Below are 16,009 nucleotides of genomic sequence, written 5' to 3' on the forward strand. Positions count from 1 at the left end.
CGGGCGTTGCCCGGTTTTTTTACGCCTTACTGATGCCGCTTGCGCAGGTTCTCAATCACGGTGGTCAGATCCAGTTGCTGATCCTGCAACAGCACCAGCAGGTGATACATCAGGTCAGAGGCTTCATTCGTCAGCTCTTCGCGGTCGTGTACGGTCGCGGCCAGCGCTGTTTCCACACCTTCTTCGCCGACTTTTTGCGCGATACGCTTGGTGCCGCTGGCATACAGTCTGGCCGTATAGGAACTGGCCGGATCGGCGGTTTTACGCGATGCCAGCAGCTCTTCAAGTTGATACAGGAACAACCACTGATGGCTATTATCGCCAAAGCAGCTTGAGGTGCCGGTGTGGCAGGTTGGCCCGATCGGGTTCACCAGCACCAGCAGGGTATCGTTGTCACAGTCCGGGGCAATATTAACCAGATTAAGGAAGTGGCCAGAGGTTTCCCCTTTGGTCCACAAACGCCCTTTGGTGCGGGAGAAAAAGGTCACTTTACCGCTTTCCAGCGTCTTCGCCAGCGCCTCTTTATTCATATAACCCAGCATCAGCACTTCGCCGGAAACCGCATGTTGCACCACGGCGGGCAGCAGTCCGTCGGTTTTTTCCCAGTCCAGTTGGGCCAGTTGTTGCTCTGTTAACATACCCTAATCTCCACGCCCTGGCCTGCCAGGTACGTTTTTAATTCACCAATATTAATAATCTGTTTGTGGAAGACAGAAGCGGCCAGCGCACCGTCAACATCCGCATCGCGGAACGCTTCCAGAAAGTGTTCCATGGTGCCTGCACCGCCGGAAGCAATCAGCGGAACATGGCACACCGCACGCACTTTTTTCAACTGCTCAAGATCGTAACCGTTGCGCACGCCATCCTGGTTCATCATATTCAGCACGATTTCCCCGGCGCCACGCTTCTGCACTTCCTGCACCCAGTCCAGCGTTTCCCATTTTGTCACACGGGTACGGCTTTCATCGCCGGTATACTGGTTTACGTGGTATTTACCGGTAGCGGCATCAAACCAGGTATCAATACCTACCACAATACACTGCACGCCAAAGCGGTCAGCCAGTCGGGTGATCAACTCAGGATCGGCCAGCGCCGGAGAGTTGATGGAGATTTTATCCGCACCGAATGAGAGAATTTTTGCGGCATCATCGGCAGATTTAATACCGCCTGCCACGCAGAAGGGGATATCAATCACTTCCGCGACGCGCGCAACCCAACTTTTATCCACAACACGACCATCGCTGGAGGCGGTGATGTCATAAAACACCAGCTCGTCTGCACCTTCTTCGGCATAGCGTTTCGCCAGCGGAACAATATCGCCAATAATTTCGTGATTGCGAAACTGCACGCCTTTCACCACCTGGCCATCACGCACGTCGAGACAAGGGATTATCCGTTTTGCCAGCATTGAATGGCCTCCTTCACAGTGAATTTACCTTCCAGCAGCGCACGTCCGACAATCACGCCGCGTACACCGGTACCGCGCAGGGCGGCAATATCATTTATATCGCCAATACCGCCTGAAGACTGGAACGCCACCTGCGGCCAGCGCGCGCAAATCTCTTCGTACAGCGAAACATTGGAACCGGCCAGCGTACCGTCGCGGGAAATATCCGTGCACAGCACATGTTTCAGGCCCACAGCGAGGTAGGTTTCCACCAGCGTCTCCAGCGTAACGCCGGAGTTCTCCTGCCAGCCGCTGACTGCCACCTGTTTCGTACCTTGTTTATCAATACGCACATCCAGCGCCAGCACCAGTCGGTCCGCACCAAACCGGGTGAACCAGCCTTTTACCACTTCCGGGGATTTGACGGCGGTAGAACCAATCACCACCCGCGCCACGCCCGCGTCAAGCAGGGCCGCAACATCTTCTTCGCTGCGCACACCACCGCCGACCTGCACCGGAACATTCACTCCGGCGACCAGCGTTTTCAGCAGCGGGATCTGGCGTTTAGCCGGATCTTTCGCCCCGGTTAAATCCACCAGGTGCAGAACTTCGGCACCTTGTGCAGCATAATCCTGCAAACGCGGTAGCGGATCGTTGCCGTAGTCACGCTGTTGCGCATAATCGCCCTGATGGAGACGCACCACCGTGCCGTCGATTAAATCTAAAGCGGGAATAATCATCACATCTCCAGGAAGTTTTTCAACAGTTGCGCACCCGCGCGCCCCGAGCGTTCCGGGTGAAACTGCACACCATAAAAGTTATCTTTTTGTACGGCGGCGGTGAACGCTTCACCGTACTGGCACTGAGCAATGGTGTTCTCATTGACCGGCATCGCATAGCTGTGAACAAAGTAGAAGTACGCGCCATCGTCAATGCCCTGGAACAGGCGGTTGCCCGCTTTCGGATAGACCTGGTTCCAGCCCATATGCGGCAGCGGCAGGCCGACATCTTTCATTTTCGGCACATCCTGGTCGATGATACCCAATAAATCGACGCCCTTATTCTCCTCGCTGAAACGGCCCAGCAACTGCATGCCAAGACAGATGCCGAGCACCGGTTGGGTACAGGCTTTCACCAGATCGATAAGTTCGCGTTCGCGCAATTGGTCCATCGCCGCCTGCGCGGTACCAACGCCGGGAAGAAACAGTTTGTCGGCGCGCAGCACCACATCCGGGTCGCGGCTCACCAGCGGTTCATAACCGTGACGGGCGATGGCGGATTTCACCGAATTCAGGTTGGCGCAGCCGGTATCAAGGATCACCACATTCATTACAGCACTCCTTTTGAGGAGGGAAGGGTATCGCCTTCCACGCGAATTGCCTGACGCAACGTGCGGCCGAAGGCTTTAAACAGGCTTTCCACACGGTGATGGTCGTTTTTGCCTTTGGTCTTCAGATGCAGAGTCAGCGCCATGGTGTAGGAGAGCGAACGGAAGAAGTGCTCGACCATTTCGGTGCTCAAATCACCCACGCGCTGATAGGTGAACTCGGCTTTATATTCCAGGTGCGGACGGCCAGAGATATCCATGGCGCAGCGTGCCAGACACTCATCCATTGGCAGTACAAAGCCAAAACGGTTGATGCCGCGCTTGTCGCCCAGCGCCAGTTTCAGCGCTTCGCCCAGCGCCAGGCCGGTATCTTCCACCGTGTGGTGATCGTCAATATAGAGATCGCCTTTAACGGTGATCTCCATGCGGAAACCGCCGTGGGTGGCGATCTGATCCAGCATGTGATCGAAGAAACCGACGCCGGTGTGAATTTTGCTGCCGCCTTCGCGATCCAGCCACACTTTGACATCAATCTGCGTCTCTTTAGTGGTGCGTTCGACGTGAGCATAACGATCGCGGCGCGTCAATTGCTCACCGATCATCGCCCAGTTCAGCGTCTCGCGGTGATAGCGCAGACCGCCGATCCCCATGTTGTCCGCCAGTTCGATATCGGTTGCGCGGTCGCCAATCACATAGCTGTTGGCGCGATCCAGCGCCTGTTCTGCCAGCCAGCGCTCCACCATTTTCACCTTCGGTTTGCGGCAGTCGCAGCCATCGTCAGGGAAATGCGGGCAGATCAACACCTCTTCAAAATTCACCCCTTGCGAGGTGAAGATCTGCATCATCAGGTTATGCGGACCATCGAAATCGGCCTGCGGGAAGCTGCTGGTGCCCAGACCATCCTGATTGGTGATCATCACCAGCTGGTAGCCCGCTTTTTGCAGCTTCAGTAGCACGGGGATCACCTCTGGCTCAAAGGCCAGTTTGTCGAATTTGTCGACCTGAAAGTCACTTGGCGGCTCGGAAATCAATGTTCCGTCACGGTCAATAAACAGGTACTTCTGGCTCATACTTGCTCCGCACGTAAGGCGTCGATGACGCGCTGGCTCTCTGCGCGGGTGCCGATGGTGATACGCAGGCAGCCGCTTAAAGAAGGTTGTTTGTTCTGGTCTCTCAGGATAATGCCCTGATCCCACAAAGATTTAAACACCGCACTGGAGGCTGTCAGGCGCACGAGAATATAGTTCGTTTCCGAGTCGAACACCTGCTCAACGCACGGAATATCCTTTAATGCGCTAACCAGATACTGGCGCTCCGCGAGGATCTGTGCCACACGTTCACGCATGGCCACAATGCCCAGCGGGCTGAGCGCCTGCGCGGCGATGTCGGCCACCGGCGTAGAGAGCGGGTAAGGGGCGATCACTTTCAGCAGCAGGGCGATCACCTCTTCATTGGCAAGCGTGAAACCACAGCGCAGACCCGCCAGCGCAAAGGCTTTCGACAGCGTGCGCAGCACCACCAGATGCGGATATTCTGCCAGCCAACCGGCCAGCGTCGCCTGCGGGCAGAATTCAATATAGGCTTCATCGGCTACCACAAGGGCTTTACCGCGCGTCATTTCCAGCAAGACGCGCATATCTTGCGGCTTAATAATCTGTCCGGTCGGGTTGTTCGGGCTGCAAACATAGACCACTTTCACGCCGTCCAGTTTGTCGGCGATAGCCGGTAAATCGAGCTGCCAGTCTGCCAGCGCCTGCACGGTTCGGTACTCGACACCCAGCGTTTCGGCGCTGACGCTGTACATGCCGTAAGTCGGCGGGCAGAACAGAACCGCATCCTGGCCTGGTTCGCAGAAGGCGCGGATCAGCAGTTCGATGCCTTCATCTGCGCCACGGCTGACCAGCACCTGCTCCGGTTTCACCCCGGCATACTGCGCATAATTTTCGATAACCGCTTTCGGCTGGCACTCCGGATAGCGGTTCAGCGTCTGTTGCGTAAGTTCATATTGCACCGCTGTCGGGAACTCGTTGGCGTTCAGCCAGACATCCCCTTTGCCGCCCAGGCGGCGGGCAGACTGGTAAGGCGTCAGTTCGCGTACGTTTTTACGCGCCAGTTCTTCAATGCTCATGCTTGCTCCTTCAGCGCCTTGACGCGCAGGGTGACGGCGTTTTTGTGGGCGGTCAGACGTTCAGCCGCCGCCAGCGTTTCGATGGTGCCGGCAAGCCGCGCAAAACCGTCGCGCGAAAGTTCCTGCACTGTCATGCGTTTCTGGAAATCTGCCAGCCCCAGGCTGGAGCAGGTTGCGGTATAGCCATAGGTCGGCAGAACGTGGTTGGTGCCGGAAGCATAATCGCCAGCCGATTCTGGCGACCAGTCGCCGAGGAACACCGAACCGGCGCTGGTGATGCCATCGACAAGCGAACGGGCGTCGCGGGTCTGAATAATCAGGTGCTCCGGGCCGTAGAGATTGGAAATCGCCACGCACTGCGCCAGATCGCGCGCCACAATCAGGCGGCTGGCAGAGAGCGCCTGGCGAGCGGTTTCCGCGCGCGGCAGATCCGCCAGTTGACGCGCAACGGCGTCGGCAACGCGGGAAGCCATGCTGCTGTCCGGCGTCAGCAGGATCACCTGAGAATCGGGGCCGTGTTCCGCCTGCGACAGCAGATCGGAGGCCACGAAATCCGGCGTTGCGCCGCTGTCGGCAATCACCAGCACTTCGGAAGGGCCTGCCGGCATATCAATGGCCGCGCCATCGAGACGCTGGCTCACCTGGCGTTTGGCTTCGGTAACAAAGGCGTTGCCCGGCCCAAAGATCTTGTCAACTTTCGGTACGGATTCAGTGCCGAAAGCCAGCGCCGCAATGGCCTGCGCGCCGCCGACTTTAAAGATCTCCTGCACGCCGCACAGCTGCGCGGCATAGAGAATTTCATCGGCAATCGGCGGCGGCGAGCAGAGCACCACTTTCTGGCATCCAGCGATACGTGCTGGCGTCGCCAGCATCAGCACCGTGGAGAACAGCGGAGCCGAACCGCCGGGAATATAGAGGCCGACGGAGGCGATAGGGCGGGTCACCTGCTGGCAGCGCACCCCAGGCAGCGTTTCCACATCCACGGTCGACAATTTTTGTGCATTGTGGAAGGTGTCGATATTTTTCACCGCCACGGCCATCGCTTGCTTGAGTTCGTCACTCAGTCGGGCGCTGGCCTCGCGGATTTCGTCAGCGGTGACTTTCAGCGCATCAACCTGCGTTTTGTCGAATTTGGCACTGTATTCGCGCAGCGCGTTATCGCCGCGCGCGCGGACATTATCAAGGATTTCCACTACCGTGCGGGTAATGCTCTCCGAGGCTGAGATAGCCGGGCGCATCAGCAGGTCGCGTTGCTGTTGTTCGCTACAACTGTTCCAGTCAATTACGGTATTGAAACTCATGGCCTTACTCCATCATCTTCTCAATCGGCAGAACCAGGATGGAGCTGGCGCCCAGCGCTTTCAGTTTTTCCATCGTTTCCCAGAACAGGGTTTCGCTGCTCACCATGTGCATCGCCACGCGCTGCTGGTCACCCGCCAGCGGCAGAATGGTCGGGCGTTCAGCGCCCGGCAGCAGAGCGACAACTTCTTCCAGACGCTCGCTTGGCGCGTGCATCATGATGTATTTCGATTCGCGGGCCTGAATAACGCCCTGAATACGGGTCAGCAATTTATCGATCAGTTGCTGTTTGGCGTCGCTCATCTCGCCGTCGCGCTGGATAAGGCACGCCTTCGAGCGGTAAATCACTTCAACTTCGCGCAGACCGTTAGCTTCCAGCGTGGCGCCGGTTGATACCAGGTCGCAAATCGCGTCGGCCAGACCGGCGCGCGGTGCAACTTCAACAGAACCGTTCAGCAGACAGGATTTGAAAGAGACGCCTTTCTGATCCAGATAGCGTTTCAGCAGGTGCGGGTAAGAGGTGGCGATGCGTTTACCATCCAGCGCTGCCGGGCCATCCCAGGACTCATCCACCGGCGTGGCCAGCGACAGGCGGCAACCGCCGAAATCAAGACGGCGCAGGGTGAAGTAACGCGGATCTTCGCCCTGCGCGCGGCGAGTCAGCAACTCTTCTTCCAGCACGTTCTCGCCAATGATGCCCAGGTCGACGACGCCGTCCATGATAAGCCCCGGAATGTCGTCATCGCGTACGCGCAGAATATCGATCGGCATATTTTCCGCCAGTGCGATCAGACGCTGCGTGTGCAGGTTGATCTTAATGCCGCAACGGGCCAGAAGTTCGCGAGAGTCATCGCTCAGGCGGCCGGATTTCTGAATAGCTATGCGTAAACGCGTATTATCTAACATTCTGTTGTCCTCTTTATCCTGCTGAATTTGGTTCAAAAAAAAGCCCCCGGAAGAAGATCTTCCGGGGGCTTTCTCTGCGTTCATGCACCACTGGAAGATCCAAACGTCTTCCAGCACACATCGCCTGAAAGACTAGTCAGGATGATGGTGATGATGGTGGTGTTTAAATTGAACGCGGGTCATAAAATTCTCAATGAATGCTTATTCACATAATGTTGATTAACCTAAACCACTTTAGCTGACAAACGCAAGGGCTTTTTTTAATCATTCATTCATTTCATATACATTGTATGAATTGTCAGTTGTCGCTGGCTGGCGTAGCCTTGAAGAGTCAGGTGCCGGAAAGGAAGGGGAGGAAGCATGAAAAAGGTCGCAATTGTCGGGTTAGGATGGCTGGGCATGCCGCTGGCATTATCGTTAATGGCGCGGGGCTGGCAGGTGACCGGCAGCAAAACCCGCCCCGATGGCGTGGAAGCCGCGCGCATGTGCGGTATCGAAAGTTATTTGCTGAATCTCGAACCGGAACTGGTATGTGATACGGACGATCTCGACGCGCTGATGAATGTCGATGCACTGGTGATCACGCTTCCCGCGCGGCGCAGTGGGCCTGGCGAAGAGTTCTATTTGCAGGCGACACAGGAAATTGTCGACAGCGCGCTGGCGTATCGTATTCCTCGCATCATCTTTACCAGTTCGACATCTGTCTATGGCGATGCAACGGGCATCGTGAAAGAGAGCACGCCGCGCGAGCCGGTGACGCCCAGCGGGCGGGTACTGAAAGAACTGGAAGACTGGCTGCACAATTTGCCGGGGACTTCCGTTGATATTCTGCGCCTGGCGGGGCTTGTCGGGCCTGCGCGTCACCCGGGGCGATTCCTCGCCGGAAAAACCGCGCCTGACGGCCAGCATGGCGTTAATCTGGTGCATCTGGAAGATGTTATTGCGGCTATTACGCTGCTGTTACAGGCACCCAAAGGTGGGCACATCTACAATCTCTGCGCGCCGTCTCATCCCTCTCGGGAAAGCTTTTATCCGCAGATGGCACGTCAGCTTGGACTGGCGCCGCCGCATTTCCTCGAATCAACGTCTCAGGATAAGGGCAAAGTGATTGATGGCAGCCGGATTTGTAATGAGCTGGGCTTCGAATATCTCTACCCCGATCCGTTTAATATGCCGTTGTCGTGACGATTTTTGTGCAAAAAATGCTATTCGTATGATTAATAGTTCGCCAAACGCTTGAAAATCAGTCGTTTGATTGCACCAATGCAGTGAGTTGGCTTGCACTGTATTGTCATCGCGCCTCAATCTGGTGCAAAATGTGCCGCTGCAAAAATAGAGAGTAACCGACCTTAATCCGTCGGTTATTTTTTTTGCGGGCAAAAACGTCATTCAATAAAAGAGGCCGGGCTTCGTACCGGATAGATACACATTTAAAAACCGACAGTCGTTGTCGCTGAGGAAAGAACACAAATGGGGCAATTTTTTGCTTTTGCGGCGGTATACACCGTTCTGGGGGATAGCCATGTCGCATAACGTTACTCCAAAAACCTCTCGCGTGGAATTACGTAAGACGCTTACGTTAATTCCGGTTGTAATGATGGGCCTTGCCTATATGCAGCCGATGACGCTGTTCGATACATTTGGTATCGTCTCCGGCCTGACCGATGGTCATGTCGCAACCGCTTATGCGTTTGCGCTGGTCGCCATCCTCTTTACTGCGTTGAGCTACGGTAAGCTGGTGCGCCGCTTCCCGTCCGCAGGCTCTGCGTACACTTACGCACAGAAATCTATTTCTCCGGCTGTCGGCTTTATGGTCGGCTGGTCATCGCTGCTGGACTATCTGTTCATGCCGATGATCAACATCCTGCTGGCGAAAATTTACTTCGAAGCGCTGGTGCCGTCCGTACCGTCGTGGCTCTTCGTGGTCGCTCTGGTGGCTTTTATGACCATCTCTAACCTGCGCAGCATCAAGACCGTGGCGAACTTCAACACCCTGATCGTGATCCTGCAAATGGGCATCGTCGCGGTCATCGTCGGTCTGATCATTTACGGCGTTTCACATGGTGAAGGCGCGGGCACGCTGGTCAGTTCCCGTCCATTCTGGTCTGAAGGTGCGCACGTTGTGCCGATGATCACTGGCGCAACCATCCTGTGTTTCTCGTTCCTTGGTTTTGACGGTATCTCCTCGCTGTCTGAAGAGACCAAAGATGCTGAACGCGTGATCCCGCGTGCTATCTTCCTCACCGCGCTGATTGGCGGCGTAGTGTTTATTGCGGCATCTTACTTCCTGCAACTCTACTTCCCGGATATCTCCCGCTTTAAAGATCCGGATGCTTCACAGCCGGAAATCATGCTGTACGTAGCCGGTAAAACCTTCCAGTGGGGCGTGCTGATCTTCTCCAGCGTTACCGTTCTGGCTTCCGGTATGGCCGCGCATGCGGGCGTCTCCCGTCTGATGTACGTAATGGGCCGCGACGGCGTGTTCCCGTCCCGTTTCTTCGGCTATGTACATCCGAAATGGCGTACCCCAGCGTGGAACGTTCTGCTGGTCGGCGCGATTGCACTGCTGGCGATTAAATTCGATCTGGTCACGGCAACGGCGCTGATTAACTTTGGTGCGCTGGTGGCATTCACTTTTGTGAATCTGTCGGTGATCTCGCAGTTCTGGATCCGTGAAAAACGCAATAAAACGCTGAAAGATCACTTCAACTACCTGGTTCTGCCGGTGTGTGGTGCGCTGACGGTGGGCGCGCTGTGGATCAACCTTGAGCAGAGCTCAATGATTCTGGGTCTCATCTGGGGCGCAATAGGCCTGGTTTACCTGGCCTGTGTCACCCGCAGCTTCCGCAACCCGGTGCCACAGTACGAAGACATCGCGTAAATCGCTTTACGCAGAGACAAAAAACCGGAGGTCAAAGCCTCCGGTTTTTTTATGCTTCAAGGTCAGGCTACTCGCGCTCAGACAATCTCTTCCGCGTACTGCCACAGCGCTTTCAGTAGAGCCTGTTTTTCACTGTTACCGTCGTATTGCTGGAACAGCGCCTGGATCTGTTCGGCGTACTGTTGCAAATACTCCGGCGTAAAGACGTTACGGCGATGCTGCAACCAGCGCTGCTGCTCGTTTTCATCCAGCGTGCCGGGGAAGTTGCGCGCCCGGTAGTTAAACAGCAGCTTTTCAATGCGCCCGTCGGCAAAGGTAATATCGAGAGCGGGCAGGTTACGCGGCTCGGTTTCGAGCAGGATTTTCATTGCTGCGCGGTCGGCATCGCTGAAAAAGCCGTTGTAGATCTGCGCATCAACATTCTCTGACGGCACGAAGGGTTCGGCTTCGGCAAAAATGGCCAGCACTTTTTCCCGCACCTGCGGGTTATCGCGCAGAATTTGCAGGTTATCAAGACACTGCTGGCGGTTAATGCCCAGCCGCTCTGCATCCTGCGGGCGCAGCGTATTGGCCTGCGCCAGTACCGGGCATTTATTCAGATGCACCAGCTTTACCGGCACCGCCGCGCTTTCACCGAGATCCGCTTTTGGCGTGTACAGACGCTCGCGCAGCGCATCGGCATCCAGCTCCAGCAGCGGTGACATATCGCCCGCGAGATCCACCATAATCACCGCGTTGCGGTTCTCCGGGTGCCAGGCCAGCGGCGCAACCCAACTGGTATTGCCACGCCACGCGCCGAACATGCCGGAAACGTGCACCAGCGGCTTCATTTGCGGAACATCGATCAGCGCCGCCAGTTTCTGCTTGTTGCGATGGCTATAGAGATAGTCAAACAGCTTTGGCTGTTTTGCTTTAACCAGTTGCGCCATTGCAATGGTGGCGTACACATCGGCCATCGCATCGTGGGCATTACTGTGTTCGATACCGTTGGCTTTCGTCAGATGTTCAAGGCGAAAACTCGGCAGGCCATCGTCGTTCTCCGGCCAGTTGATACCGTCCGGGCGCAGGGCGTAGCAGGCGCGCATCACATCCAGCAGATCCCAGCGCGAATTGTTGTTCTGCCAGCTCCAGGCGTACGGATCGTAAAAGTTGCGATAAAAGATATTGCGCGTGACTTCGTCGTCAAAACGCACATTGTTGTAACCGAGTACGCAGGTTTTCGGTACGGTAAAGAGATCGTGAATACGCCGGGCGAACGCGGCCTCGTTCTCGCCTTTGGCGCGCGCAATCTGCGGCGTGATACCGGTGATCAGCACTGCTTCGGGCTGCGGCAGGTAATCATCTGCCGGTTTACAGTAGAAAACTTCCGGCTCGCCGATGACATTAAAATCGGCATCAGTACGCAGCGCGGCGAACTGCGCCGGGCGATCCAGCGCCGGGCTGGTACCGAAAGTCTCATAATCGTGAAAGAGAAAAGTGGGCGTTGCGGCGGAATCAGACACCAGTTGCTCATCCTGTCAGTAAATATGTCGCTTATGGTAAACCATCCCACCCTGTGTGCCGAAGGAAAACCCGTCACTGTTCCGCAGAACCTCGCAAAAACAGCGCGTTAAAACTGATCTGTGTCACACTTTTTTGCAATTTAACCAGGTAACGACACGCGAAGTTCCGTAAAAAGGACAGCGATTTTAGATGCTATTGAGGATATTTCATTGAAACGCCGTTTGTTTGCTGCTTCTTTGCTGGCGATTTGCGTACATAACGCGCAGGCCGACGACTTACCTTTTGCCCCACAGCCGCCAGCTATTCAGGCTGGCTCCTGGGTATTGATGGATTACACCACCGGGCAAATCTTAACTGCGGGCAACGAGCATCAGCAGCGTAATCCGGCGAGTTTAACCAAACTGATGACCGGCTATGTAGTGGATCGGGCGATCGACAGCCATCGTATCAGCGCGGATGATGTGGTGACGGTAGGGAAGGATGCGTGGGCGAAAGGAAACCCGGTTTTTGACGGTTCATCGCTGATGTTCCTGAAACCAGGCGACCGCTTGACCGTGCGCGATCTGAGCCGTGGTCTGATTGTCGATTCCGGTAATGATGCCTGCGTGGCGCTGGCCGATCATGTTGCGGGCGGCCAGGCGCAGTTTGTCGCCATGATGAATGATTATGTGCAGAAGCTGAATCTGCGCGACACCCACTTCGAAACTGTCCACGGGCTGGATGCGCCAGGGCAGCACAGTTCGGCCTACGATCTGGCGGTGCTGTCCCGCGCCATCATTCACGGCGAGCCGGATTTCTACCACATGTACAGCGAAAAAAGCCTGACGTGGAACGGCATCACCCAGCAAAACCGTAACGGGCTATTGTGGGACAAAACCCTCAACGTCGACGGGCTGAAAACCGGTCACACTTCAGGTGCGGGTTTTAACCTGATCGCCTCCAGCGTCGATGGTCAGCGCCGACTGATTGCGGTGGTTATGGGTGCGGACAGTCCGAAAGGCCGTGAAGATCAGGCGCGCAAATTACTGCACTGGGGACAACAAAACTTCGATACCGTCGAAATTTTGCGTAACGGCAAAAAAGTCGGCAGCGAGCGCGTGTGGTATGGCGATAAAGAGCAGATTGCGGTTGGTACGGATCAGGATCACTGGCTGGTGCTGCCAAAAGCAGAAGTGCAGAACGTCAAAGCGAAGTATGTGCTGAGCAGTAAAGAGCTGGATGCGCCGCTGGCTGCGCATCAGCAAGTAGGGGAGATTCAACTCTACGATCGCGACCAACTGATCGCTCACTGGCCGCTGGTCACGCTGGAAAGTGTCGGCAAAGGCGGCTTGTTCTCGCGTCTGAGCGACTGGTTGCATCACAAAGGGTAACGCGCGTGCGGGCAGAGTGGCGGTGATGCGAGTCTGCTCGCATAATTGATGACTCCGACATGCCAGGCGATCGTCGGAACGCTATACTGTATAAACAAACAGTAACGGTAAGGGAGTCAACATGAGCTACAACGTGAGGCAACTGGAAAAACGTCGTATCGCCGGGTTCCATCTGGTCGGGCCCTGGAATGTGACGGTGAAGCAGGGTTTTAAACAGCTAATGATGTGGGTCGACAGCAATAAGATCGCACCGCTGGAGTGGGTGTGCGCTTATTACGATAACCCTGACGAAGTGCCGCCGGAAAAGCTGCGCGCTGACGTTGCCATCACCGTCGATCCTGATTTTCAAATCCCGGCAAATAGCGAAGGGGTGATCCTCACCGACATTCCCGGCGGCCAGTATGCCGTGGCGCAGGCGAGGGTGTACAACGAAGAGTTCGAAGCGTGCTGGGATCTCTTTTTTGATGAACTGCTTAGCGACCAATCTGTGCAAATTGCTGCGGGTCCCTGCTTTGAAGTCTACCTGAACGATGCACAGCAGGATGGTTACTGGGAAATCGACATGCATATCCCGGTTGAGCCGAAAAATCTGTAAGCGATAAATTAACCGGAAGAGGTAACAGGAAGCGCTGTCGCCTCTTTTTTTATCGCAGAGGGTGCTATCTGAGTCCGAAAAATCCTACAATTGCGCCTTTGTCGGTTCAATCGGGAGAAGCGACTGTGCGTCGCGACAAATCACTCAGTCCTTTCGAGATTCGTCTTTACCGCCATTATCGTGTCGTACACGGTGTGCGTATTGCGCTGGCTTTTATTCTGACCTTTTTGCTGATCCGTCTGCTGGAGGTGCCGGAGGGAACCTGGCCACTGATCACGCTGGTGGTTCTGATGGGGCCGATCTCCTTTTGGGGAAACGTGGTTCCGCGCGCATTTGAACGCATTGGCGGCACAATTTTGGGTGCGGCGCTGGGTCTGGTGGCATTAAAACTGGAGCTGCTCTCGCTGCCCGTGATGCTGTTGTGGTGCGCGGTGGCGATGTTTCTCTGTGGCTGGCTGGCGCTGGGCAAAAAGCCTTACCAGGCGCTGCTCATTGGTATTACGCTATCTGTGGTGGTTGGCGCGCCGCCAGGTGATATGCATACCGCGCTGTGGCGCAGCGGCGATGTGATTATCGGTTCGCTGCTGGCGATGCTGTTTACCGGGATCTGGCCGCAGCGGGCATTTTTGCACTGGCGTATTCAGATGGCCAACTACGTCACTGCCTTCAATCGCGTTTATCAGGCGGGTTTCTCCCGTAACCTGGTCGAACGGCCGCGGCTGGAAAAACATCTGCAAAAAATCCTCAACGATGTGGTGAAGATGCGCGGTCTGATCGCGCCAGCCTGCAAAGAGACACATCTGCAAAAGGCGATTTTCGAAGCCATCCAGACCGTCAGCCGCAATATGGTCTGCATGCTGGAGCTGCAAATCAATGCTCACTGGAGCTCACGTACCAGCCATTTTGTGATGATCAATGCGCATACGCTGCGTGATACGCAGCAGATGACTCAGCAAACACTGCTGACCATTGCGCATGCGCTGTATGAAGGCAACCCGCAGCCAATTCTGGCCAACACTGAAAAGCTCAATGAGATTGTGGCGGAATTGCGCCAATTGAGCAGTGAACATAAAGGTGATGCGCTGGCTGAAACCTCGATTCACGGTTACGTCTGGCTAAGCATGGAGTTGGCCCGTCAACTGGAGCTGCTGTCACATTTGATTTGCCGGGCGTTGCGCAAATAACGGCCAGATAACCCGATGGCGTTGTTGGGTTGTTTCGATTCAGCTACATTTGCGGTTATGATAGCCACCAGGAAAAATCATTGTCTTATGCGACCACATTGGGTAGGTTTGCCTCTAAGGTGGTTGCTTTAACGAATCCGAATCTCACATTATCAGGGGTGTAAAAATGGAAACAAGTAAGCCTTCATTCCAGGATGTTCTGGAGTTTGTGCGTCTGTTCCGCCGCAAAAATAAATTGCAGCGTGAAATCCAGGACGTGGAGAAGAAGATCCGTGATAACCAGAAGCGCGTGCTGCTGCTGGACAACCTGAGCGACTACATTAAACCGGGTATGAGCGTGGAAGCGATCCAGGGCATTATCGCCAGCATGAAGACCGACTACGAAGATCGCGTGGATGATTACATCATCAAAAACGCTGAACTGTCGAAAGAGCGCCGCGAAATCTCTAAAAAACTCAAAACTATGGGCGAACTGAAGCCGATTGAGCCAAAAGCGGAATAACGCCTCCAGCGAGCGGTGAGAGGTGCGCCTCTCACCCTTCCAGCACGCCTCCTGCCACCATTTTCAGCAGATAGTTTTGCGGCCAGTGCGCCGTCAACCCGGTCTCTTTCAACTCCCGACGAACGCTTTCCACATCATGGCGCTGACTATCAAGCAGCAGCCCGACCACACTTCCGCTGTGGGCAACATTCAGTCCATACAGATCGCAACGTTCCACCAGATCGAGCAGGGCGGGAAACGCCGGTTTCGGCAGCAGCGTCTGGCTGGCAATTGCGCTTAACGTCGCAGCTTCTCCCAGCCGCGCGGCATCATTTTCCCCGCAGGCTTGCTGCAACAGGCGCCATGCATTATCCAGAGTATGGGCATTTTCCAGCAGTGCCTGCTGGCGTGGCAGACGATGATAAGCGGCAGTGGTCAGGGTTAGCGGACTTTCAAGCAGCAGCACGTCGCACTCCGGCAAACCGCCGCAGGTAATCTGCGTTGCAGCGGTATTGTGATCGAACAGCGTCAGGCGCGAAAAGATCGTGCTGTCGGTCGGCTCCAGCGCCACGCACAGTTGCGCCAGTGTTTTCTCATCCAGCGGTTGCTCAAGATGACGGGCCGTTGCCACGGCGGCGGCGGCAATATCCGCGGTGCTGCTGGCCATGCCTTTGGCCAGTGGAATGGTAGAGCGGCACTCAATGCGCAGCGTGTGCGTCAGTGTGGCAGGTAGCTGCCAGTGCGACAAAAGCTGGTTAACCATACGACGCGCCAGCGGCCGTTCATCCACCCGAGGTTTGCCGTATGTGACTTCGACACTGCTGTACCAGTCAACCGGGCAGGAGACCAGTTTTTCACCTCCCAGGATCCAGCCCTGGATTATTTCGCCGCACGATGCGGGACAGTGTGCCAACGCCACGCTGTAACTCCCTTCACAATCAAAGCCAG

Annotated in this window: 17 protein-coding genes and 1 other annotated feature; of the genes, 6 read left to right on the top strand and 11 right to left on the bottom strand. The window is 55.6% G+C overall.

The window, feature by feature from the left end:
- Nucleotides 1–26: 26 nt before the first annotated feature.
- The 9 genes from hisIE to hisL all read right to left on the bottom strand — a co-directional run bounded on the left by hisIE (nucleotide 27) and on the right by hisL (nucleotide 7,230).
- Entirely contained in the window at nucleotides 27–638 is a 612-nt protein-coding gene (gene hisIE / locus CWM66_RS09570; RefSeq protein ID WP_007371298.1) for a bifunctional phosphoribosyl-AMP cyclohydrolase/phosphoribosyl-ATP diphosphatase HisIE, read from the bottom strand.
- Nucleotides 632–1,408, bottom strand: coding sequence for an imidazole glycerol phosphate synthase subunit HisF (gene hisF / locus CWM66_RS09575; RefSeq protein ID WP_071921043.1), 777 nt, complete (start codon nucleotides 1,406–1,408; stop codon nucleotides 632–634). The genes hisIE and hisF overlap by 7 nt, the downstream gene beginning before the upstream one ends.
- Complete coding sequence (hisA, locus tag CWM66_RS09580; RefSeq protein WP_071921042.1) at nucleotides 1,390–2,127, bottom strand: 1-(5-phosphoribosyl)-5-[(5-phosphoribosylamino)methylideneamino]imidazole-4-carboxamide isomerase; 738 nt, start codon at nucleotides 2,125–2,127, stop codon at nucleotides 1,390–1,392. The genes hisF and hisA overlap by 19 nt, the downstream gene beginning before the upstream one ends.
- Entirely contained in the window at nucleotides 2,127–2,717 is a 591-nt protein-coding gene (hisH, locus tag CWM66_RS09585; protein WP_007371301.1) for an imidazole glycerol phosphate synthase subunit HisH, read from the bottom strand. Before hisH ends, hisA begins: the two co-directional genes overlap by 1 nt.
- Nucleotides 2,717–3,784: a bifunctional histidinol-phosphatase/imidazoleglycerol-phosphate dehydratase HisB gene (hisB, locus tag CWM66_RS09590; protein WP_079517688.1), complete on the bottom strand. Its 1,068-nt coding sequence runs from the start codon at nucleotides 3,782–3,784 to the stop codon at nucleotides 2,717–2,719. Before hisB ends, hisH begins: the two co-directional genes overlap by 1 nt.
- A complete protein-coding gene (gene hisC / locus CWM66_RS09595) occupies nucleotides 3,781–4,842 on the bottom strand; it encodes a histidinol-phosphate transaminase (protein WP_072439759.1) in 1,062 nt (353 codons plus the stop codon). The genes hisB and hisC overlap by 4 nt, the downstream gene beginning before the upstream one ends.
- On the bottom strand, nucleotides 4,839–6,143 hold the full coding sequence (gene hisD, locus CWM66_RS09600; protein WP_107146578.1) for a histidinol dehydrogenase: 1,305 nt from the start codon (nucleotides 6,141–6,143) through the stop codon (nucleotides 4,839–4,841). The genes hisC and hisD overlap by 4 nt, the downstream gene beginning before the upstream one ends.
- 4 nt (nucleotides 6,144–6,147) lie before the next feature.
- Entirely contained in the window at nucleotides 6,148–7,047 is a 900-nt protein-coding gene (gene hisG / locus CWM66_RS09605) for an ATP phosphoribosyltransferase (protein ID WP_007371305.1), read from the bottom strand.
- Nucleotides 7,048–7,081: 34 nt separating this feature from the next.
- Nucleotides 7,082–7,204: a sequence feature (His leader region), on the bottom strand.
- Nucleotides 7,180–7,230: a his operon leader peptide gene (hisL, locus tag CWM66_RS09610; RefSeq protein ID WP_001364200.1), complete on the bottom strand. Its 51-nt coding sequence runs from the start codon at nucleotides 7,228–7,230 to the stop codon at nucleotides 7,180–7,182. It overlaps the preceding feature by 25 nt.
- Before the next feature lie 177 nt (nucleotides 7,231–7,407).
- On the opposite strand from hisL, the gene CWM66_RS09620 reads away from it, so the two are divergent.
- On the top strand, nucleotides 7,408–8,232 hold the full coding sequence (locus CWM66_RS09620; RefSeq protein WP_007371306.1) for an SDR family oxidoreductase: 825 nt from the start codon (nucleotides 7,408–7,410) through the stop codon (nucleotides 8,230–8,232).
- Between the two features lie 337 nt (nucleotides 8,233–8,569).
- Nucleotides 8,570–9,928 (top strand): APC family permease, encoded by a 1,359-nt coding sequence (locus CWM66_RS09625; protein WP_007371307.1) that lies wholly within the window; start codon nucleotides 8,570–8,572, stop codon nucleotides 9,926–9,928.
- Between the two features lie 77 nt (nucleotides 9,929–10,005).
- On the opposite strand, the gene sbcB is transcribed toward CWM66_RS09625, so the two are convergent.
- Nucleotides 10,006–11,430, bottom strand: coding sequence for an exodeoxyribonuclease I (gene sbcB, locus CWM66_RS09630; protein ID WP_079517690.1), 1,425 nt, complete (start codon nucleotides 11,428–11,430; stop codon nucleotides 10,006–10,008).
- A 210-nt stretch (nucleotides 11,431–11,640) separates the two neighbouring features.
- Here sbcB and dacD point away from each other — a divergent pair, with 210 nt between their 5' ends.
- From dacD to CWM66_RS09650, 4 genes are all read left to right on the top strand, one after another.
- On the top strand, nucleotides 11,641–12,801 hold the full coding sequence (gene dacD / locus CWM66_RS09635) for a serine-type D-Ala-D-Ala carboxypeptidase DacD (RefSeq protein ID WP_107146579.1): 1,161 nt from the start codon (nucleotides 11,641–11,643) through the stop codon (nucleotides 12,799–12,801).
- Between the two features lie 121 nt (nucleotides 12,802–12,922).
- Nucleotides 12,923–13,396, top strand: coding sequence for a DNA gyrase inhibitor SbmC (sbmC, locus tag CWM66_RS09640; protein ID WP_007371311.1), 474 nt, complete (start codon nucleotides 12,923–12,925; stop codon nucleotides 13,394–13,396).
- A 125-nt stretch (nucleotides 13,397–13,521) separates the two neighbouring features.
- Complete coding sequence (locus CWM66_RS09645) at nucleotides 13,522–14,580, top strand: FUSC family protein (protein ID WP_064565197.1); 1,059 nt, start codon at nucleotides 13,522–13,524, stop codon at nucleotides 14,578–14,580.
- Nucleotides 14,581–14,746: 166 nt separating this feature from the next.
- Complete coding sequence (locus tag CWM66_RS09650; protein WP_007371313.1) at nucleotides 14,747–15,082, top strand: DUF496 family protein; 336 nt, start codon at nucleotides 14,747–14,749, stop codon at nucleotides 15,080–15,082.
- 31 nt (nucleotides 15,083–15,113) lie between these two features.
- Here CWM66_RS09650 and CWM66_RS09655 read toward each other — a convergent pair whose 3' ends face one another.
- Entirely contained in the window at nucleotides 15,114–15,980 is an 867-nt protein-coding gene (locus tag CWM66_RS09655; protein WP_107146580.1) for an L-threonine kinase, read from the bottom strand.
- Between the last annotated feature and the right edge of the window lie 29 nt (nucleotides 15,981–16,009).

The sequence above is a fragment of the Kosakonia sp. H7A genome (assembly GCF_003028445.1).
GTDB classification, from domain to species: domain Bacteria; phylum Pseudomonadota; class Gammaproteobacteria; order Enterobacterales; family Enterobacteriaceae; genus Kosakonia; species Kosakonia radicincitans.